Source organism: Streptomyces sp. NPDC051987 (assembly GCF_040680735.1).
Classification (GTDB): Bacteria; Actinomycetota; Actinomycetes; order Streptomycetales; family Streptomycetaceae; genus Streptomyces.
The window spans coordinates 60579-79989 of record NZ_JBFAXI010000010.1 but is presented as its reverse complement, the minus strand read 5'-3'; the positions used below and the strand labels follow the sequence as shown (position 1 = coordinate 79989).

The following is a 19411-nucleotide window of genomic DNA, read 5'->3' as shown; positions in this document are numbered from 1 at the left end:
ACCGGAACCCGCCCGCACCGTCCGTCAGTTCAAGACGTGACCACAGATATGCGAACCCGGGTGCGAAACGGAGATCCGGACGCCTTCGCGGAACTCTTCGACGAGTGCGCCCGCGCGGTGTACAACCACGCCTTCCGGCTGACCGCCGACTGGTCGCTGGCCGAGGACGTGATGTCGACGACGTTCATGGAGGCGTGGCGGCGACGGGCCTCGGTCGAGGCCGAAGGCGGCTCGCTGCGGCCGTGGCTGCTGGGCATCGCCACCAACGTCGCCCGCTCCCACCACCGCAGCAACCGCCGCTACCGCACCGCGGCGAGCGCCGCGGCGGCCGCGCACGCCGCCGAGGAACGGGTCGAGGACCACGCCGAGGAGACCGCCGGACGCCTGGACGACCGGCGCCGTATCAACGCCACACTTACCGCCCTCAGCCTGCTCAAGCGCCCCGAGCGTGAGGTCCTGACGCTGTGTTTGTGGGAGGGGATGGAGTACGCCGAGGCGGCCCGCGCCCTCGGCATCCCGGTCGGCACCGTCCGCTCCCGCCTCTCCCGTGCCCGCGCGAAGTTGCGCAAGCTCGCCGACGCGCAACTGCTCGGAGAAAAACGGGAACCCACCCGCACGAACCGGCAGATAACAGGTGATCGCGGATACGCGGTCCGGTCCGCACAGGAAGGAAACCGATGAACGCCAGCCCCTCCCACCGGCCCCACCCGGCTGAGTGGACGGAGACGCAGAGTCTGCTGCCCTCCGCCGAGCGGGATCTGCCGGCGGGCCGCCACCAGTTCCACAAGGAGCAGATGATGGCCCAGATCCACGAAGACCTCCACACCTCCTCCCGTACGTCCGCCACCTCTCCGGTCGCGCCCGTGAAGCGCTCCAACCCGTTCCTGCGCCGTACGGTCCTCCTGCCCGCCGCGGCCTTCGCCCTGGCCGGCGCGGTCGCGGGCGGCCTCGCCCTCACCGGCGGCGGAACCGACGGCGGCAGGACCGCCCTGGCCACCGGCCCCGCACTGACCACCACGATCGGCGCCGCCGACGCCAAGGGCGCCCCCCAGCTCCTCGACCGCATCTCCCTGGCCGCCGCCGACACCTCCACGCCCACCCCGCACAAGGGCCAGTACATCTACATCGCCTCGAAGGTGGCCGACAGCTACATCAAGACCGTCGGCGGCAAGAGCGAGGCGGTCAGCGACGAGCTGCACTCCCGCCAGGTCTGGAACTCCCTCGACGGCCGGGACGGCTGGCTGATCGAGGCCGGCCAGACCAGCGACGAGGGCATCACCCTGAAGAGCGACACCCCGTTCAGCGGCGCCTACAACGCCCTGGCCGCGCTGCCGACCGACCCCGACGCGCTGCTGCGGCGGATCTACCGCGCGTCGGACGCCAACCGGGACCCCGAAGTCCCGCGCGACCAGGCCGCCTTCGTCGCGATCGGCGATCTGCTGTTCGAGAGCTACCCGCCCGCCGAGGTCGGCGCCGCCCTCTACAAGGCCGCGGCCAAGATCCCCGGCGTCGTCTCGGTGAACGACGCGGTCGACGCCACGGGCCGGCACGGGGTCGCGATCGCGCGGGAGAACGACGGCGAGCGCACCGAGTGGATCTTCGACAAGAAGACGCTGCGGTTCCTCGGCGAGCGCATCGTGGTGGTCAAGGCCACGGCGGGCAATCCCCTCAAGGTCGGTACCGTCACGCACACCAGCGCGATCACCGAGCGCGCGGTCGTCGACGCCGCCAAGCAGGTCCCCGGGCAGGCGAGCTGAATGCGCGACAGAACCACGAGCGCCTCGCTGGCCGCCCTGCTGGTGGCGGGGCTGATGGCGGGTGCCTCGGTGGCCGCCACGGGCTCCGGCCTCGGCGTACGGACCCAGGACACCGCCACGGTCGCGGCGCCCGGCGGCTCCGCCCTCGGCGCGCGGACCGCCGGCTCCGCCTCCGCGGCCGGCCGGTACGTCACCCTCCTCACCGGCGACCGGGTCCGGCTGGACGCCCGGGGCCGGGTGACGGGCGTACGGCGGGCACCGGGCCGTGAGCACGTCCCGGTGTCCGTGCGCGGCGTCGGAAGCGATCAGTACGTCGTGCCGGCCGACGCCGCCGCCCTGATCGGCCAAGGCCGCCTGGACCGACGGCTGTTCGATGTCAGCGGCCTGATACGCGCCGGCTACGACGACACCCGGCGCGGCACGCTCCCGCTGATCGTGTCGTACGAGGGCAAGTCCGCCCAGCGCCGGAGCACCCAGAAGTCACTGGTCGCGGACGCGGACGCCACCGTGCGCCGGGAGCTGACCAGCGTGGCGGGCGCCGCGATCACCGTGGCCAAGTCCGGGGCCGACGACATGTGGCAGGCCCTCACCGAGGGGAAGGGAGTCGCGCGGGTCTGGCTGGACGGCCGGTTCAGGGCGCCGGCGGACGAAGACGGCGCGAAGGCCGGGGAGGCGGGCGGGGAGGCGGGCGGCGACGTCGCACAGATCGGCGCCCCGGCCGCCTGGGCGGCCGGATACGACGGCAAGGGCGTCAAGGTCGCCGTCCTGGACACCGGCGTCGACACCACACACCCGGACCTCGCCTCGGCGGTGAAGGCCTCGAAGGACTTCACCGGCACCGGCAGCACCGACGACATGGCCGGCCACGGCACCCATGTGGCCGCGACGCTTGCCGGCTCCGGCGCACGGTCCGGCGGCCGGTACAAGGGCGTCGCGCCCGGTGCCGGGATCCTCAACGCCAAGGTGCTGGACGACAGCGGCGAGGGCAGCGACTCCAGCGTCATCGCCGGCCTGGAGTGGGCCGCCGGGCAGGGCGCCAAGGTGGCCAACCTCAGCCTGGGCCAGGCCGACACCCCGGGGGAGGACCCGGTCGAGGCGGCGGTGAACGCCCTCTCGAAGAGCACCGGCATGCTCACCGTCGCCGCGGCCGGCAACGAGGGCCCCGACGCGGGAACCGTCGACTCCCCAGGGGCCGCGGAATCGGCGCTCACCGTGGGCGCCGTCGACGGCGAGGACCGGATCGCCGACTTCTCCAGCACCGGCCCGACCGCCGACAGTGCGCTGAAACCGGACCTCACGGCGCCGGGCGTGGCCATCGTCTCGGCGAGGGCGGCGCACGGCCACATGGGCGACCCGGCCGACGACGGCTATGTCTCCATGTCCGGTACGTCGATGGCGACGCCGCACGTCGCGGGGGCGGCCGCGATCCTCGCCCAGCGCCACCCCGACTGGACCGGCGCACGGATCAAGCAGGCGCTCACCGCGTCCACCACCCCGACCCCCGGCGCGACCGGCTACCAGCAGGGGACGGGCCGGGTCGACGTGTCCCGGGCACTGCAGGGGGCGGTGGCGAGCGAACAGACCTCCGTGTCCTTCGGCAAGCAGCTGTGGCCCCACACCGACGACCGGCCGGTCACCCGGCACCTCACCTACCGCAACGACGGCGACCAGCCCGTCACCCTGGACCTGACGGCCACCGCGACCGGCCCCGGAGGCAGTACGGCCCCCGAAGGCATGTTCACGCTGAGCACCACACAGCTCACCGTCCCGGCGGGCGGCACCGCCGGCGTCGACCTCACCGCGGACACCCGCGTCGAGGCGGCGGACGGCGCCTACTCGGGCACGCTGGTCGCCACCGCCCGGGACGGCGCCGACCCCGCGGCCGTACGGACCGCCTTCGGCGTCGTACGCGAGGCCGAGGCACACGACCTCACCCTGAAGTTCCTCGACCGCGGCGGCAAGCCCGTGAGCGCGCCGCTGACCGAGATCCTCGGGTACTCGGGCACGTACTGGACCACGGACCTCCAGGACTCCGAGCAGATCTCCAAGGGCGTGTACCGGGTGCGGGTCCCGCGCGGCGACTACGTCGTGGACACCGTGTCGGAAGACGCCCAGGGCACCTCCGCGCTGGTCCGGCCGCGGCTCTCCCTCACCCGGGACACCACGGTCGTCTTCGACGCGCGCAAGGCGAAGCCGGTCCGGATCACCGCGCCGCAGGGCGCGAAGATGTCCGACGGCCAGCTCAACCTCGCCGTGGGCACGGGGGACTCGGGGCGCGCGGCGCACAACAGCACCCTGTTCTGGGGGGCCTTCAAGAACCTGCGCACCGCGACCCTGGGTCCGGCCGCCCCGGCCGGGAGGCTCAGCACGCAGCTCGGCGGCCTGTGGCAGAAGGGCAGCACCACCTACCACCTGCTCCACAACCTGCCCGACCGCTTCCCCACCGGCTATCGGCACACCACGCGCATGACCGAACTGGCCCTGCTGAAGCGGAACTTCGGCTCGTCCGTCGCACACCGCAAGGGCATCGTCAACGTCCTGTGGAGCAGCCCCACCCTGTCGCTGGGCACGGTGAGCGACCCCTTCCCGCTGCCGACGACCGCGAAGATCTACGTCACCACGCCCAAGGGCTTCCAGTGGACGGCCAACCTGGGCCAGCGAAACGCCTCCGGAGACGACGATGACGTCTTCTACGGCTCGGAGAGCGCGAGGTCGTACCAGGCGGGCCGGACCTACGCGGCCACGTACAACGTCGGTGTCTTCAGCCCGATCACCGGCGGCCCGTACGGCGCACGGCGCGACGGCGACACCCTCGACCTGTGCGTCCCCGACCTCGCCGACGGGAGCGGACACCCCGCCTCCTCCACGGCGAAACGCCACACCACGGTCACCGCGGACGGCAGCACCCTGCTCGACGACGACGGCGACCTCTGCCAGACCGTGGAGAAGCTCCCCTCCGTCCCGGCCCGCTACACGATCCGGACGAACCTCACCCGCCCGCCAGGCGCGGCCACGACCACGAGCCGCCTGACAGCGGCCTGGACCGTCACGTCCAGCCCGTCCGACTCCGGCTCCCTGCCCCTCTCCACCGTCCGCTTCCACCCGAGGCTGACCCCGACCGGCACGGCCCCCGCAGGCCGCCGCACCACGATCCCCCTCTCCCTCCAGGGCCCAGCCGCCACCCACCTGAAGTCCCTGACGGTGAAGGTCTCCTACGACGCCGGCAAGACCTGGTCCCCCGCCCCGGTGACCACCTCCCACGGCGCAAGAACCCTCACCCTGACCCACCCGGAAGACGCCCGCTCGGTCTCCCTCGCATCCACCCTGACCGACACCACCGGCAACACCTACGCGGTGACGATCCTGAAGGCATACCTCCTGACCTGACGTCGTCCAGACACCCCTCGACGCGGCCACGCACCACCCGGAACACTTCGCCGCCGCCGACCGAGACACACGTCTTCGCCGATCCGCAGAGGCGGCCGCCTGCGGCGGAGGGGTGACTGGGTGAGGGCACGGCGGTGGGGTGGCCACCCCCGAAAACCGCCAAGGGCCAGCCTCGGAGAAACCCCTCCTGAGCTGGCCCTTCTGCCTGGGCCCCCGACAGGATTCGACAAGATGTCGCACAATCGCACGCGACAAACAGGGGCTGGTTCAGAATCCACAGTCGAAAAATTTCGACATCCCGTCCGGTGCGGCTCCCAGGGCCCCAGCCGAGAAACGCATGGTGGAGGCAACAGATCCCATGTCTGCCCAATAAGTGCGTGCAGCTCCCTTGACCGGCTTGTTGCGGTGAAGGCAAGCTCTCCTAGGCTCTCAGCAAGTCGAGTCGAGGTCGCACCAGAGAGTCACTCAGTCGCGGCTCGCCGTATTGATCCCATGTATCGATTTGGCGATCGCCGCGCATCTCGGCAAGCGCCGCACCGGCGAAGGCTGCAGGACCCCAGACGGAATCGAACAGAAGGGAACATGGCAGCGGAAAGGTGAAGGGCGGCGACGAGAGCCTTCACCGCCGGAACCCGACTGTCCCGCGCAGAACAGGAGTGCCAACGATCGAGTCGGCATGCGGCCCTGAGTCCGGAGGTGGGACCGGTCCGGAGCAGCACGGTGCTGCTCGGTGCTGCACGGTGCTGCTCGGTGCTGCCGAAGGTACGAGCTGGTCAACAGGCACCCCCGGCGGCACGCCGGCCGGCGGCAGGCATACGAGCGGGCGACTCGCCGGTCGTGGCCCACGTGTGGGCGGTCGCCGTCCATGCCGACGCGGCAGCTCGGGGCTCCCTGGCGGCAATCGCACAACCTCACAAGGAGACTTCGTGAACATCGCGACGACGCGCCTGCTTCGCCACCGGGAACATCCAGCGCCCCATGGGCGGGCAAACGCTGCCACCGGCCCGGAAAGAGGGCCGGGCCCCGGTCGTGGCCGCCTCCTGACGGCCCGGCGCCTGATAGCCGTCTCGGCGGCCTCGGCCCTGGCGCTGCTGGGACTGCTGACCGGCGGCACCGCCCGGGCCGCCACCTCGGCGCGGACCGCCCCGGCGGCGTCGGCCACCAGCCAGTTCCACGGAGTGAACTGGGCGGATCCCAACGACAACTTCATCACCGGCCCGAACATCCCCGTCGGCCTGTCGACCTCGGACGACTACGGCACCACCTACACGAAGTCCACGGCCATCCTCAAGGGGTTCCAGAACCTGGGGGCCAACACCGTCCGCATGGGATTCAACGCGGCGACCACTTCGGGAGCCTGGTGGGGCAGCTACACCGCGGCGCTGGACGCCGCCACCGCGCTGGGCATGAAGGTCATCGTCGCGCCATGGCTGCAGAACGGGAAGGTCAGTGACACCGCGTCGTTCTACACGATGTGGGACACAATGATCAACAAGTACGGAGCGAAGAGCAACTTCTACTTCGACATCATGAACGAGCCGTACGGTTACAACGCCACCGACCTCACCAACTTCGAGGCCGACTGGCTGGCGCACTACCCCAGCCTCCCCCGTGACCACGTGATCGTCCCCGGCCTGTGGTCCGACGGGAACCTGTGCGCTGTCGGCGCCGACTCGCGGCTGTCCAACACCCTGCTGTCCATCCACATCTACAGCATGTTCGGCACCTCCCACACCACCGAGGCCGACTGGGTCAAGGAGTTCACCAACAACCTGTGCGGCTATGCCGACCGCGCCGTGCTGACCGAGTTCGGCGTCCCGATGAACACCGGCGTCGACTACAACGGCCCCAAGGACGGCATCAACAACATCTCCTACCTCTACGCCATCACCGACACCGTACGCAGCCTCGGCATCGGTTCCGTCCTGTGGACCGGCGTCAAGGAAGCCGCCCAGACCCAGGGCCCCGGGCCCTGCGACAACGCCTCCTGCGCCATCACCTCCCTGAACGGCAGCGGCACCAACCTGTCCACGACCGTCACCAACCAGTCCGGCCTCGACCGTCTCCAGTGGGGCTGGGGCACAGGCACCAACCCCGGAGGCGGAACCGGTAGCGGCAACGTACTGCGCGGCGCCGGCTCCAGCCGCTGCCTGGACGTGCCCGGCGCGAGCACCACCAACGGCGTGCAGACCGAGATCTGGGACTGCAACGGCGGCACCAACCAGCAGTGGACCGCGACCTCCGCCAAGGAGCTGCGGGTCTACGGGAACAAGTGCCTGGACGCCTACGGCTTCGGGACCTCCCCGGGTACCAAGGTCGTCATCTGGGACTGCACCGGCGGTATCAACCAGCAGTGGAACCTCAACAGCGACGGCACCGTCACCGGCGTCCAGTCCGGGCTGTGCCTGGACGTCACCGGAGGCTCCACCGCGAACGGAGCCCTCGTCGAGCTGTGGACCTGCAACGGCGGCACCAACCAGAAATGGACCCGGCAGTAACGCGCAGGAAGCAGTGCCGGTGCCGGGGGCTCGGCGGAGCCCCCGGCACCGGCCTCGTCGGCCGGATGCTCCACCAGACCACCAGACCACCAGACCACCAGACCGCCCTCGCCCATCAGCTCAGCCCGCCGTTCATGACACCGTGACGGCTACGAGAGGCTACGAGAGGCGGAGGGCCACCCGCTCGTCCCAGGCCGCTCGGCTGCCTCGCATGCGGCGTACGTGCCCCTCAGCCAGGTCCTCTGCCGCGAGGTCAAGTCCCGTCGTCCGGTGCCGGGACGGAGCATCCCGTCGCCGACATCGGCCGCGTGAACGATGCCCTCACAGCCCTTGGGGCGACTGTGTCGCGTCGCGGCACCGACTGGGTCTCCGACGAGAACCTGGTCGATAGGCAGTCGCACCGCAAGGAAAGGGTCACGGACGTTCCGGGAGCCCAACTCCGCGTTGCGGTTACCGACGTCCGGGTGGCGCGGGAGCGGCTGCGCGGTATGGGATACGACGGAGCGGTCCAACGGGACGGTGGTGCTTTCTGGCTGCAGATCGACCCGTATCTGACCGTCTCCGTCAACAACGCGGAGCCGCCTGCGTGAGCGGGCGGCCCCCCCCGCGTGGACCCGCACGGAGTGAACGAGCTGGTCAGAGCGGTGACCCCGGCGGGAGGCGAACCTGCGACACCCGCTTGAGGAGCTGGGTCGCTCGCGGGACCGGCGAGTAGTCGGAGCGAGGTGCGTGCGGCGGCGTTCCGTCAGACCTTTTCGACTCGCACGGAGTGTCCCGAGAGGAGTCGAGTCATGTCGTCGGTGTCGGACGTGAAGACGGTTGCCTCGGCTCCCCGCGCTGCTTCCCGCCCGGCCACAGCGGCCAGGATGGCGTCGATGGCGTACTTGTGCCCATGCAGGCCGGCTGCCTGCAGCATGTCACGCGCCATGGCGATTACTTGGTCGTCAGTGTGCACGATACGGATCCGGGACAACGTCCAGTTCCATAGTGCCTGTCTCGACGTTTCGCGAGGGTTCCATGCCTCCAAGGTCGTGAGCGCCGAGGTGACGATCGGGATGTCGAGCCGCGGAGCTGTCTTGATCAGCGCAGCCATCTCCCGATCGCCCCGGACCGTCTTGGAGAGAGCCTCGGAGTCGAATACGAAGACGCGCTGTCGCGGCCGGTGTAGCTTCGCCTGGGCGGTGCGGCTCACGCAGCCTCGTCCGAATGCGATGGGTGCTCGTCATGCCAGCCGTCGATGGCGGCGATGCGGTCCAGTGCCGCTTGCTGCTCGTCGTCCGTCACGGCGCCGTGCTCTTCTTCAAGGCGTTCGGCCAACTCGCGCAGTCGGTCCATGGCGTCCTGATGAGCGGCGGCGGCCGCGATGTAGCCGGACACCCCGCGCGCGTCGACCCGCTCCTTGATCGACTCCACCAGCTCTTCCGGCACTGTGATGGTGATCTTTCGGGTTGCCATACTTCGAGTATGCCATGTTCTGTGTGTCGAGGCTTGCTCTCTGGAGGATTCGCCCACAGCCCAGAGGTGTGCGAGCACTGCCTTCGAAGCGAAGCCGCACCCCAGCGGTGCGGAGAAGCCCGGCCCGGAGCCCCTGCCGGATGGCGCTGATCTGATGGGCGTATTCGGGAGACCAACTTCCCGCCCGCTCACGCAGCCCAGGACAAGGAGTTCCAAGGCCGAACGCAACGCTGACCTGGGGAGAACCCCCAGGTCGGCGGCATAGTGCATGGTGCCCCCGGCAGGATTTGTTTCCCCTGGTGCGAACCGCACGGCGAGCCACCTGATCCGACTCATGCCGCCGTGTACCGGACTGTCCGCTCACGCATCGCTCACGCGCTGCCGACTGCTGGGCAGCGCCTGGTCAGACCTGCCCGAGGTCGATCTCAACCGGGAACGGGGCCACTACCTTGAGGACGCCGGTGAACACGTCTCCCTCCCGGTAGGTCTTCGTCGCGGGGTCGAGAACGTAGGTGTACACGAGAGGGACGCCTGTCGCGGCCTGCTCGATCCGCCAGTAGAAGCCGATGCCTGCCCTGGCATACTGGTCGACCTTCACGATCCGGTCGGTGGTCTCCGAGCCTGGCGACACCGCCTCCGCGACCAGCAGTACGTGCTCAGGGCGGGTGGGGGTGATGTCGATCGTATCCGCGCGGTACACAACGACGTCCGGGCGGCGATTGGTGAGCGGGACGTCCTGAAGCCGGACGTCGAAGTCCGTGTCGGCGTTCCACTCCGGGCCCGCGGCGACATCCAGGGCGTTCGCCAGAATCCGGGCCAGTCGGTTGTGCCGCTTGGACGCGCGCGGACTCACGACGACCATCCCGTCCACGATCTCGATACCGGCGCACTGCTCCTCGGACCAGGACTCGTACTCGTCCGCCGTGATCTGCTCATGCATCCACGCCGGAGCCACCATCTCGGCCGTCATGAAGCACCTCCCGGACACTGTGCTGCGGGCCCGATCCCGCTGGATTCAGCGTACTGTCCGCCACCCGTCCGGCACGCTGATCTCGCTCACGCCCCCTTCCCGTCGGTCGGCATCCGAACAGCGGGCCCGCGCAGGTCGTTGCCTGACGGCCCGTTCCCATTCGTTCCCAGGCAAGGCCAAAAGGCCCCTCGGAGATCACTTCCGAGGGGCCTTTTGGTACATCGTGCCTGGTCAGGACTGGTGCCCCCGGCAGGATTCGAACCTGCGACACCCGCTTTAGGAGTTCGATCTACGCCCGCCTCTGGGGCCGTCGACGGCTGGTCCGACGGTCGTCCAGGGGTGCTGCTGTATGCCGCCGTCCGGCCTCGTTGATGTCAGCGTTGGATGTCACCGAAACAGCTCCGGAACTGGGCAGACCTCCAACGGATCGTCCGGCCGGTCCGCCCACTGCCACCACGTGTGCCGGGCCGCGCACCGCCACAACGCCCGGCAGGTCCGCCGGCCGTCGTCCTCTCGCTTGGAGAGCACCAGGCCGCCAGACTTCGTAGGCTGGTGGCACTCTGGACAGGCCGGAGCGATGTTGGTCATGGGGCGCACCCTAACTGAGCAGTGTGCATCGTGAAGTTGCAGGTCACGGGTCTGGCGTGCGTGGGGTTCTCGATGCTCGGGCTGGTCGCGGGTGGATGACTTTGGTGAAGATCGTCGGTCATCGGGAGACTTCGTGGTTCGTCAGGACCAGCAGGGCCCTGACCAGGGCGGTCGCCCACTTCGGGTCGGTGCGGACCTTGCCGAGGACCCGCCAGTTCTTGAGATGGGCGAAGCCGTGCTCGACCGGCGCCCGGACGGCGGCCAGCGCCTTGTTGGACAGCTTCTGTCCTCGGGTCAGGGGCCGGTTGCGGGCGGCCTTGTAGCCGGTGATCACCGTCGGGTCGGCGTCCGGGCCGCTGTCGTCGAGGCCGACGAAGCCCAGGTCGGCGATGGCGCCGAGCCCGGCCGCCCGCAGTTTCGCGGTGAGCTAGTCGTGGCGGCAGGCGGCGATCTCCGAGGATCGTCCGGGCCGGGCCGCCGAGACCCACAGCAGGCGTCCCATGTCGTCGGTGAGCGCGATCACCAGCAGGCCATGACACTTGTGCTTGATGCCCCTATGTTCGTCAAGCTGCGGTCGTGAGAGTCGCTGGATCATCAGGCTGTCGGTCGCACGTCACCATGTCGGCGCGTATCAGGGCGTAAATCTCGCGGGCTACATAGCGCTTCAAGCAGCGCATTACCTCGAGCTTCCCCTTGCCCTCGGCGGTGCGGCGTTCCAGGTAGCCGCGGGTGCGTTCGTCCTGGCGCATGCGAGTGACCACGATGCGGTGCAACGCGGCGTTGGCCTGCCGGTCCCCGCCCCGGTTGAGCCGGCGGCGCTGGCTCTTGCCCGAGGACTGCTCGACAGGACTGACGCCGCACAGCGCGGCGAAGGATGCCTCACTGCCCAGCCGCTCAGGGTTGTCACCGGCGGCGATCAGCAGGGCCGCCGCGCTGTCCGGCCCGGTCCCGAACCGCTCCAGCAGACTGGGCGCGGTGGCCTTGACCGCTGCGGTCATTCGCCGTCCGAGCTCGGTAACGTCCTGCCGAAGTCGCAAGACGCGCTGTGCGAGCAGCCGGAGCGTGAAGACCGCCGTGTCGGCGGCCGGATCGTCACCGCGGGGGTCGACCAGCTCCGCGCAACGGCGGACCAGGAGCCAAGTCGAGAGCGGCTCCAGCTCCTCGCGCAGCGCAGATGGACCGTTGACCAGCACTGCCTTGAGCTGGTTGAGCGCTTGGGTGCGCGCCTTGACCGCGGAGTTCCTCGCCAACCGGAGCATGCGCAACGCTTCCACCTGCCCGTCGCCGCTCTTCGGCAGCGCCCGGGCGATGCCCGACAGTGCGGCCCGGGCGGCAGCCTCGGCGTCGACGGCGTCGGTCTTGCTGCGTCGGCGCCGGGCGGATCGGTCGGGCTGGTTGACTTCCACCACCGCCACCCGCTCGGTCGCAAGGTAGCGGGAGAGGCCAGCGCCGTAGGAGCCGGTGCCCTCCACTCCGGCCCGCAATACGCTCCCGCGCTGGCGTACCCAGTCGAGAAGTTGGCGATAGCCGGCCAGGGTGGCCGGGAACTCCCCGGTGCCCAGCAGCCCACCAAGGTGGTCGAGGACGGCGGCGACGTGCACGTCCTTGTGGGTGTCAACGCCGAGCATCACCGAAGGCGGCGTGGCCGGGGCCTCGGCGGCTTGGACGGCACGGAAGGCAGCGGCCATGCTGAGGGTGGTCACGGTGCTCCTGTTCACGACGCGGTACCGATGGCCAGCGCCGGTCGGTGGAGCGGTCAGGACTGTGGCGGTGCCCTCTAGACTAGATGGCCGTCCGCCTCGGCTCGCACACCGGCAAGGGCCTGGGCGCCCTGATCCGCGAGCAGTTCAGCCTCCGCCTGACCGCGCTTCCGTGGTAATGGGCGTCGCCGGCATGTCCACCATCCTGCTGGTCCAGACAGTGCTCGGTTGGTTCGGTCTGGCCTGACCCGCGACGACCGGTGAAGCGCTCGCACACCGCGGCCCTCAGCCGGCGCCCGCGGTGGCACTGTGTTCCCGGCCGCCCGGCACCAGCGGTACTGGGTCCATAAAGCCCGGAATGTCACGAAAGCCCTGCCGAACGACCGCGCGGGCGGTGCCGCCGCCCGCTCCGATCTCCTTGACGACCGCCTCGGCGCCGTCGGCGTTGAGCTCGGCGACGTGGACCTTGTCGCCGAGCTGCGCGAACCGCAGCGCCGTGGCGCGTCCGATCCCCTACCCGGCGGCGGTGACGACGACGCCGCGCCCTTGTGATGCGGTGGGGCTGCTCATGCTGCCGCTCCCTCCAGGAGGGACACGGCCTGCCGCCAGGGCGTGCGGGCGGCGAGGGCCTGTTGCCAGGGCCTGATGCTCTTGGGTGGCATGCCGATGGTCAGGACACCGGCGAGGTGGTCACCGGTGCGGTAGACAGCGGTGAACTTCCGTTGCTCCAGGCTGCCTTCGGCGATCCGCATCTCGTCGTGGCCGCGCAGGTAGCCGTAGGCGCGGATCTTCATGTCGTACTGGTCGGACCAGAAGTAGGGGACGGGCGCGAAGGGACGCTGGGCGCCCAGGAGGTTGCGGGCGGCGGCCATGCCCTGCTCGGCGGCGTTCGAGCGGTGCTCGATCCGCATCGACGTGTCGAAGAGCGGGTTGTCCCAGCGGGCCACGTCACCCGCGCCGTACACCCCGGGCGCGGCGGCACAGTACGCGTCGCAGACGAGCCCGTCGTCCAGGCGTAACCCGCTGCCGGTCAGCCACTCGGTGTTGGGCCGGGAGCCGACGGCCACCAGCACCGTGTCGGCCTGCACCGTGCTGCCGTCGTCGAGGCGTACGCCGCCGGGGACGATCTCGCCGACCCTGGTCGCGGTGCGCAGGTCCACGCCATGGTCCAGGTGGGCCTGGGCGAGCATGCGGCCGACGTCCTCGCCGACCGCGTGGGCCAGCGGGACGGGCGCGGGTTCCAGGAGGGTCACGTGGGTGCCCAGGCCGGCTGCCACGGCGGCGGCTTCGACGCCGAGGAATCCGGCGCCGACGACGGCCAGGGTGCGGCCAGGGCCGAGGCGGTCCTTGAGGGCGAGGGCGTCGTCCAGGGTGCGCAGGACGTGGGCCGGTGTGCCGGGCAGACGCCGGGGGCGGACTCCGGTGGCCACGACCAGCCCGTCGTACGACACTTCGGAGCCGTCGGACAGCAGCACTGTCCGGGCCGCGACGTCCGCCCCGATGGCCTCGTGGCCGTAGCGGACGTCCAGGTCAAGGGCGTCGAGGTCGGCAGGGGTGCGCAGCGGCAGCCGGTCGGGGCTCCAGGCGCCGGAGAGGATCTCCTTGGACAGGGGCGGGCGGTCGTAGGGGGCGGCGGGTTCGTCACCCATGAGGGTGAGGGGGCCGATGTGGCCCTCCCGGCGGAGGGTTTCGGCGGCGGCGAGGCCGGCGGCGGAGGCGCCGACGACGACCACGCGGCCGGTCGGGGGCACGCTCACGACTCCTCCAGGCGGATGGCGGCCGCGGGGCAGACGGTGGCGGATTCGCGGACGGCGTCGTGGAGTTCGGCCGGCGGAGTCTCGTCGAGGAGGACGACCATGCCGTCCTCGTCGCGCTGGTCGAAGACGTCGGGGGCGAGCAGTACGCACTGGCCCGAGGCGACGCACTTGGGGACGTCGACTTCTACCCGCATGACGTTGTGCATGACGTTTCTTCCCTGCTCTTGGTGGTGGGGGGATCAGGTGGTTGCGGTCACCACGTGACGGGCAGCTCGCGGACGCCGTACACGGCGGTGGCCTGCTTGAAGGCGACCTCCTCCATCGGTACGGCGATCTTCAGATCGGGAAGCCGGCGGAAGACCTCGGGCAGGATGATCTGGAGTTCGGCGCGGGCCAGCGGCTGGCCCAGGCACTGGTGGATGCCGTAGCCGAAGGCCAGGTGCTGGCGGACGTTGGCACGCTCCAAGTCCAGGTCGTCGGGGTTCGAGAAGAACTCCGGGTCGCGGTTGGCGACATGGACGGGAACGATCACGCCCTCGCCCGCGTGCAGGGTCACGCCGCCGATGGTGACGTCCTCGATGGCGGTGCGGCGCAGTCCGCCGTGCACGATGGACAGGTAGCGCAGGAGTTCCTCCACCGCGCTCGCGACCTGGTCCGGTCCGCCGAGGATGTGCGGTATCCGGTCGGGGTGGTTGAGGAGGGTGATGGTGCTCAGCGCGATCATGTTGGCCGTCGTCTCATGGCCGGCGAACAGCAGGAAAGCGCTCAGGTGGGCGGCGTCCTGGTCGGTGATCACGCCCTTGTCCACCTGGGCGGCGAGGCGGGTGACCACGTCGTTCCCGGGCGTGGTGCGCTTGGTCCGCACGAGCCCCAGCAGATACTCGCCGAGGTTGGCGATCGCCCGGGCGGATTCCTCTGCCGAGACGTTCAGATCGACGATGGCCTTCGCCTGCTCCTGGAAGAACGGATGGTCCTCGTAGGGCACACCCAGCAGCTCGCAGATCACCAGGGACGGCAGCGGCAGCGCGAAGTGCTCCACGAAGTCGGCGGGACCGCTCAGCTCGGTCAGGCCGGTGAGGAGCTCGTCGGTCAGGCGGGCGATGGCCGGGCGCAGCTCGTTGATGCGCTTGACCATGAACTCCCGGGTCAGGGTGCGCCGCATCGCCGCGTGGACGGGGTCATCGTAGCCCGCGAAGAAGCCGCGCGGGTTCTTCGGCTGGCCTTCCCTGAAGGTGGGTGCGCCGGGGTGCGTCGGGTCGGAGCTGAACGCCGGGCTGCCCAGTACCGCCCGGGCGTCCTCCCAGCGGGTCACCAGCCACGGAGTGAGCCGTCCCTCCCACAGGGAGACACGGGTGATGGGCTGTTCCTCACGTAGCTGCGCATACAGTGGCGGGGGGTCCAGGGGCGTGGCCTGCGGGCGGGTGAGCGTAAACGCGGGGAGGGTCGGGGACGAGGTCATGACTGTGCCTTTCCAGTATCGATTAACGCCGTTAGTCGAAGGATTGTTAGACTAACAGCGTTAACCGAGGAATGGGAAGCCCGGATGCCGGACCCGACGAAGCGCCGACCGCCGGCGACAGGAGGTATCAAGGGTCGGTAGGCTGCTGCGGGAAGCGAGGAGAAGGCCATGAAGTCGCAGGTCGAGCGGGTACCCAACGCGCGGGGCGAAGGCGAGCGGCTGCGGCAGGAGATCCTCGATGCGGCGACCCGCATCCTGGAGGAGACGGGGCGCGAGGACGCGCTCTCCCTGCGCGGGGTCGCCCGCGAGGTCGGCATTTCCGCGCCCAGCGTCTACCGGCACTTCAAGGACAAGGCCGACCTGGTCTCCACCGTCCTCGACGCCACCTACCGCACACTGGCCGTCGTGATGAGCGAGGCCGGCGAGTCGGCCGCCGCGGCAGGCGCGAGCCCGTTGGGGCGCGTGCGGGCCACCCTCAAGGCCTACCGCAGGTTCGCCATCGACAAGCCCCGCCGCTACCGCCTGATGTTCAGCCTGGAGTACGAGCCCGAGCGTCGGCTCTACACCGACCACCCCGTCCAAACCGTGCTCCAGGCGTGGACCGATACGGCTGACGCCTACCTCGCCGAAGCAGCCCCCGGCCGTCGGACGGAGGCGCGGAACTTGGGTATCCACCTGTGGACCGCCCTGCACGGCCAGCTCGTCCTGTGGCGCACCCTCCCGGGCCCCGTAGCCAGGAGCGAAGCCATCCTGATCGAGCTGGAGGAGTCCCTGCTGCGCTGCCTGCTCCCGGCATCGCAGACTCCGAGCCCCACTGAGCAGGGTGCATCGTGAAAGCTGCACGTCAGATGGTCTGGTGTGCGTAGGTGTATGGAGGCTCGGGTAGGTCCGGGGCGGTAGTCCACCGTCAAGATCATCCGTCAGCGGGCGACTTCCCGGTTCGTCAGCACCGGCAGGGCCCGCACCAGCGCGGTCGCCCACCTCCGATCCGTGCGGACCTTGCCGAGGACGGCGCCAGTTCTTGAGATGGGCGAAGCCGTGCTCGACCGGCGCCCGGACAGCGGCGAGCGCCTTGTTGGACAGTTTCTGCCCTCGGGTCAGGGGCCGGTTGCGGGCGGCCTTGTAGCCGGTGATCACCGCCGGGTCGGCGTCCGGACCGGCATCGTCGAGTCCGACGAACCCCAGGCCGGCGATGGCGCCGAGACCGGCCGCCCGCAGGTGAGTGGTGAGTTTGTCGTGGCGGCAGGCGGTGATCTCCGAGCACCGTCCGGGCCGCGCCGCGGAGACCCATACCAGTCGGCCGCGGTCGTCGGTGAGAGCGATTACGAGCAGGCCGTGGCATTTGTGCTTGCCCGAATAGTTCTTCCGGTTCTCGGTCCCGGTGCGACGGCGGGTGCGTATCAGTGAGCCGTCCAGCAGCACCACTCCGCCACCCTTTCGGGCGATCTTCCTCAGCGCGCGGTCTAGACGCGGGGCGCGGGCAGCCAGCAATCCGACGACTTCCCGCACCCAGCGGGTGACGGTGGTGCGGTGCACCCTGTTCCCGCCGGCCAGGTCGCCGGGCCGCTGGTCACAGCGCAGGACCGCCAGCACGATCCCCGCGATTTTTCCCGAGGGCAGGGCCCGCCACCGCGAGCCGATCTTTTTCAGGTGGCCGCGTATCAGGCCGGCGAGATAGTTCAGGGTGGCGCTCGACAGCGGCAGGCGGGCGGTGCAGACAAGGCCGTCAGGGCCCTCGACGGAACTGTTGTTTTTCTTCACACCAAACTCAACTGCCGCCGGGGGCCCGTCAGTTACGGCCCGTCCGCGCTGTCACGGACGTGCGGTGAACCGCCCATCGGGTCGCTTGTGCAGCCAGCCGCGGTCGGCGAGCTTGGTCATTTTCGCCCGCAAAGGTTCCAGCTTGCCGCGCACCGAGGCGTCCAGGCCCAGGCGCTCGCCGACTGCCCTGACCTGCACCGGGCCGTCGGCCTCCCGTACGATCGCCAGGATCTTGCGGTAGTCGCCGGGCAGCGCGCTCTTGTCGGCCGCGTCGCTGCGGTGAGGGATGGGCAGGACCGCCCGCCCGGCCACCTGCGCTGCTACCGGAGCGACAGCCTCGGCGTCGGCCTGGACCTGCTCGGCCAGCCGGTTCAACACCCGCTCCGCGATCGCCACTTCGTCCCGCTCGACCTGGACTTCCTGAAGCTGCTTGGTCAACTGCTCGGCGAGGGCGTCCAGTTCGCTCCGGCGAGCGGTGATCCACTGCCGCTCTTGCATCCCCGCAACCTCCCACGGTCTCGTGGCGTGCCGACCTGCTGACGGACCGTAGGCGGGAGCCGGTCACGGGCGCAGCCGAACCCGGTAACCCGCCGGAGCCGGACCGCCCGATGATCTACACCATGGTCATCGGCCACCGACCAGCATGAGTACCCGAGTCGTCACTCACACCAGACCCGTGACCTGCGAATTCACGATGCCCCCTGCTCGTTGATGTCAAAGCTGGATGTCAAAGGCCCCGGACCATGATCGGTCCGGGGCCTTTTGCCTGGTGCCCCCGGCAGGATTCGAACCTGCGACACCCGCTTTAGGAGTGGGATTGGATCCTTGCCGGGGGGTGCTCGACGCTGCTGCGCGGTGCTGTTTTACCTGATCAGTGCGGCGCGGATTCCTGCTCGGTCCCGCTCATGACGTCCTCTGATGGGCAGTCCGCTCACGCATCGCTCACGCATGGAGGGGCTTGTCCTGGAGCCTTAAGGTCGACCAGACGTATCTGCGGCTGGCCACCTACCACTCCTTCCAGCTTCCCGATCTGCTCGGGGGCCCGCGCCCGCTGCGCGAGGTGGACGCCACCGACGAGGAATGCGCAGCACCGGCCCGTGACCTCAGACGAGCCCGGCCCGCGCGTAGCCGGCCGGGCTCAGGGGCGAAGGCCCGGACCACATCACTGTTCCAGTGACCTCCGCGTTTCGAGCCTACGCCCGCCCCAGCGGGCCCCGGCCGCTCCCGGCCAATCGGCGCGCCGGCCGAAGCCCTTACGGTCCCCTCGCGCGGTGGCGGCCGATGTCCCTGCTCACGCCGGGTGTGGGATTCTGGCAGAGACGCGGACGGGGGCAGACCGAGGGGAATGGGGCTCGTATGCGCGAGGCGTACCACGAGGAGCTGGCCTCGATCGGCGAGGGCCTGGTGGACATGGCGAACCGGGTCGGTTCGGCCCTGGGCCGGGCCACCAGCGCACTGCTGGACACCGATCTTCAGCTCGCCGAAAGCGTGATCTCCGCCCACAGCAAGGTCGAGGACCTGCAACGCGATCTGGACGACCGGGCGGTCGCGGTCCTGGCACGCCAGCAGCCGGTCGCCACCGACCTGCGGGTGGTGGTCACCTCCCTGCGCATGAGCGCTGACCTGGAACGCTGCGCGGTCCTGGCCCAGCACGTGGCCAAGCTGGCCCGGCTGCGCTACCCCGGCCAGGCCGTGCCGCAGGACCTGCGCCGCACCATTCTGGAGATGAGCCAGCTCGCCCAGCGGCTGATGGCCCAGGCCGCCGACGTCCTGGTCACCCACGACCTGGAGGCCGCGCTTCAGATGGAGCAGGACGACGACCGGATCGACGAACTGCACCGCTCGATATTCCAGCACCTCATGGACGACCGCTGGCATCACGGCGTGGAGACCGCGGTCGACGCCACCCTGCTGGGCCGTTACTACGAACGCTTCGCCGACCACGCCGTCTCTGTCGCCCGCCGCGTGGTCTTCCTGGTCACCGGCGAACAGGCCGAGGAACTGGCTGCCACCCCGCCCTCACCACGCGCGCAGACCGCCTGAGCGCCCTGCGAGCACCGTCAAGGGCCGGCTGGCCAG

The 19411-nt window shown here is 70.0% G+C and carries 16 protein-coding genes and 3 pseudogenes; 8 read left to right on the top strand and 11 right to left on the bottom strand.

Translation table 11 applies throughout. The features are described from left to right. The first annotated feature begins 36 nt into the window (after positions 1 to 36). The 5 genes from AB0M11_RS08560 to AB0M11_RS08540 all read left to right on the top strand — a co-directional run bounded on the left by AB0M11_RS08560 (position 37) and on the right by AB0M11_RS08540 (position 8232). Positions 37 to 681 carry an RNA polymerase sigma factor gene (locus tag AB0M11_RS08560; RefSeq protein ID WP_365702800.1) on the top strand — a complete coding sequence of 215 codons (645 nt, stop codon included), beginning with the start codon at positions 37 to 39 and terminating at the stop codon, positions 679 to 681. Continuing rightward, complete coding sequence (locus AB0M11_RS08555) at positions 678 to 1757, top strand: CU044_5270 family protein (RefSeq protein ID WP_365702798.1); 1080 nt, start codon at positions 678 to 680, stop codon at positions 1755 to 1757. Before AB0M11_RS08560 ends, AB0M11_RS08555 begins: the two co-directional genes overlap by 4 nt. Further along, entirely contained in the window at positions 1758 to 5144 is a 3387-nt protein-coding gene (locus AB0M11_RS08550) for a S8 family peptidase (RefSeq protein ID WP_365702796.1), read from the top strand. A gap of 926 nt (positions 5145 to 6070) precedes the next feature. Then, on the top strand, positions 6071 to 7642 hold the full coding sequence (locus AB0M11_RS08545) for a ricin-type beta-trefoil lectin domain protein (RefSeq protein ID WP_365702794.1): 1572 nt from the start codon (positions 6071 to 6073) through the stop codon (positions 7640 to 7642). 308 nt (positions 7643 to 7950) lie between these two features. Further along, positions 7951 to 8232 (top strand): hypothetical protein, encoded by a 282-nt coding sequence (locus AB0M11_RS08540; RefSeq protein WP_365702792.1) that lies wholly within the window; start codon positions 7951 to 7953, stop codon positions 8230 to 8232. Between the two features lie 155 nt (positions 8233 to 8387). On the opposite strand, the gene AB0M11_RS08535 is transcribed toward AB0M11_RS08540, so the two are convergent. From AB0M11_RS08535 to AB0M11_RS08495, 9 genes and pseudogenes are all read right to left on the bottom strand, one after another. Continuing rightward, positions 8388 to 8834, bottom strand: coding sequence for a hypothetical protein (locus AB0M11_RS08535; protein ID WP_365702790.1), 447 nt, complete (start codon positions 8832 to 8834; stop codon positions 8388 to 8390). Continuing rightward, positions 8831 to 9097, bottom strand: a complete 267-nt coding sequence (locus AB0M11_RS08530; RefSeq protein WP_365702788.1) for a hypothetical protein — start codon at positions 9095 to 9097, stop codon at positions 8831 to 8833. Before AB0M11_RS08530 ends, AB0M11_RS08535 begins: the two co-directional genes overlap by 4 nt. 403 nt (positions 9098 to 9500) lie before the next feature. After that, positions 9501 to 10067: a Uma2 family endonuclease gene (locus AB0M11_RS08525; RefSeq protein WP_365702786.1), complete on the bottom strand. Its 567-nt coding sequence runs from the start codon at positions 10065 to 10067 to the stop codon at positions 9501 to 9503. A 706-nt stretch (positions 10068 to 10773) separates the two neighbouring features. Beyond that, a pseudogene (locus AB0M11_RS08520) lies at positions 10774 to 11202 on the bottom strand (transposase family protein); the annotation flags it as partial. A gap of 16 nt (positions 11203 to 11218) precedes the next feature. After that, positions 11219 to 12343 (bottom strand): IS110 family transposase, encoded by a 1125-nt coding sequence (locus tag AB0M11_RS08515; RefSeq protein WP_365702896.1) that lies wholly within the window; start codon positions 12341 to 12343, stop codon positions 11219 to 11221. A gap of 393 nt (positions 12344 to 12736) precedes the next feature. Beyond that, positions 12737 to 12865 (bottom strand): annotated as a pseudogene (locus AB0M11_RS08510) (3-ketoacyl-ACP reductase); the annotation flags it as partial. A gap of 56 nt (positions 12866 to 12921) precedes the next feature. Further along, complete coding sequence (locus AB0M11_RS08505) at positions 12922 to 14112, bottom strand: FAD-dependent oxidoreductase (protein WP_365702784.1); 1191 nt, start codon at positions 14110 to 14112, stop codon at positions 12922 to 12924. Further along, on the bottom strand, positions 14109 to 14306 hold the full coding sequence (locus tag AB0M11_RS08500) for a ferredoxin (RefSeq protein WP_361474110.1): 198 nt from the start codon (positions 14304 to 14306) through the stop codon (positions 14109 to 14111). Before AB0M11_RS08500 ends, AB0M11_RS08505 begins: the two co-directional genes overlap by 4 nt. Before the next feature lie 59 nt (positions 14307 to 14365). Further along, on the bottom strand, positions 14366 to 15571 hold the full coding sequence (locus AB0M11_RS08495) for a cytochrome P450 (RefSeq protein WP_365702782.1): 1206 nt from the start codon (positions 15569 to 15571) through the stop codon (positions 14366 to 14368). 168 nt (positions 15572 to 15739) lie between these two features. On the opposite strand from AB0M11_RS08495, the gene AB0M11_RS08490 reads away from it, so the two are divergent. Further along, a complete protein-coding gene (locus tag AB0M11_RS08490) occupies positions 15740 to 16405 on the top strand; it encodes a TetR/AcrR family transcriptional regulator (RefSeq protein WP_365702780.1) in 666 nt (221 codons plus the stop codon). Between the two features lie 86 nt (positions 16406 to 16491). Here the strand turns inward: AB0M11_RS08490 and AB0M11_RS08485 are convergent. Further along, a pseudogene (locus AB0M11_RS08485) lies at positions 16492 to 17332 on the bottom strand (transposase family protein). 51 nt (positions 17333 to 17383) lie between these two features. After that, on the bottom strand, positions 17384 to 17830 hold the full coding sequence (locus tag AB0M11_RS08480) for a hypothetical protein (RefSeq protein ID WP_365702778.1): 447 nt from the start codon (positions 17828 to 17830) through the stop codon (positions 17384 to 17386). 460 nt (positions 17831 to 18290) lie between these two features. On the opposite strand from AB0M11_RS08480, the gene AB0M11_RS08475 reads away from it, so the two are divergent. Beyond that, the gene (locus tag AB0M11_RS08475; protein ID WP_365702776.1) at positions 18291 to 18509 is read left to right on the top strand and encodes a hypothetical protein; all 219 of its coding nucleotides are present in this window, start codon (positions 18291 to 18293) and stop codon (positions 18507 to 18509) included. Positions 18510 to 18688: 179 nt separating this feature from the next. Then, positions 18689 to 19375 (top strand): phosphate signaling complex protein PhoU, encoded by a 687-nt coding sequence (gene phoU / locus AB0M11_RS08470; RefSeq protein ID WP_365702774.1) that lies wholly within the window; start codon positions 18689 to 18691, stop codon positions 19373 to 19375. The last annotated feature ends 36 nt before the right edge of the window (positions 19376 to 19411 follow it).

Coding starts and splice junctions, on each gene's coding strand:
- AB0M11_RS08480 (WP_365702778.1), bottom strand. CDS start 17,830: ATGCAAGAGCGGCAGTGGATCACCGCTCGCCGGAGCGAACTGGACGCC.
- AB0M11_RS08525 (WP_365702786.1), bottom strand. CDS start 10,067: ATGACGGCCGAGATGGTGGCTCCGGCGTGGATGCATGAGCAGATCACG.
- AB0M11_RS08500 (WP_361474110.1), bottom strand. CDS start 14,306: ATGCGGGTAGAAGTCGACGTCCCCAAGTGCGTCGCCTCGGGCCAGTGC.
- AB0M11_RS08530 (WP_365702788.1), bottom strand. CDS start 9,097: ATGGCAACCCGAAAGATCACCATCACAGTGCCGGAAGAGCTGGTGGAG.
- AB0M11_RS08495 (WP_365702782.1), bottom strand. CDS start 15,571: ATGACCTCGTCCCCGACCCTCCCCGCGTTTACGCTCACCCGCCCGCAG.
- AB0M11_RS08515 (WP_365702896.1), bottom strand. CDS start 12,343: ATGGCCGCTGCCTTCCGTGCCGTCCAAGCCGCCGAGGCCCCGGCCACG.
- phoU (WP_365702774.1), top strand. CDS start 18,689: ATGCGCGAGGCGTACCACGAGGAGCTGGCCTCGATCGGCGAGGGCCTG.
- AB0M11_RS08550 (WP_365702796.1), top strand. CDS start 1,758: ATGCGCGACAGAACCACGAGCGCCTCGCTGGCCGCCCTGCTGGTGGCG.
- AB0M11_RS08555 (WP_365702798.1), top strand. CDS start 678: ATGAACGCCAGCCCCTCCCACCGGCCCCACCCGGCTGAGTGGACGGAG.
- AB0M11_RS08490 (WP_365702780.1), top strand. CDS start 15,740: ATGAAGTCGCAGGTCGAGCGGGTACCCAACGCGCGGGGCGAAGGCGAG.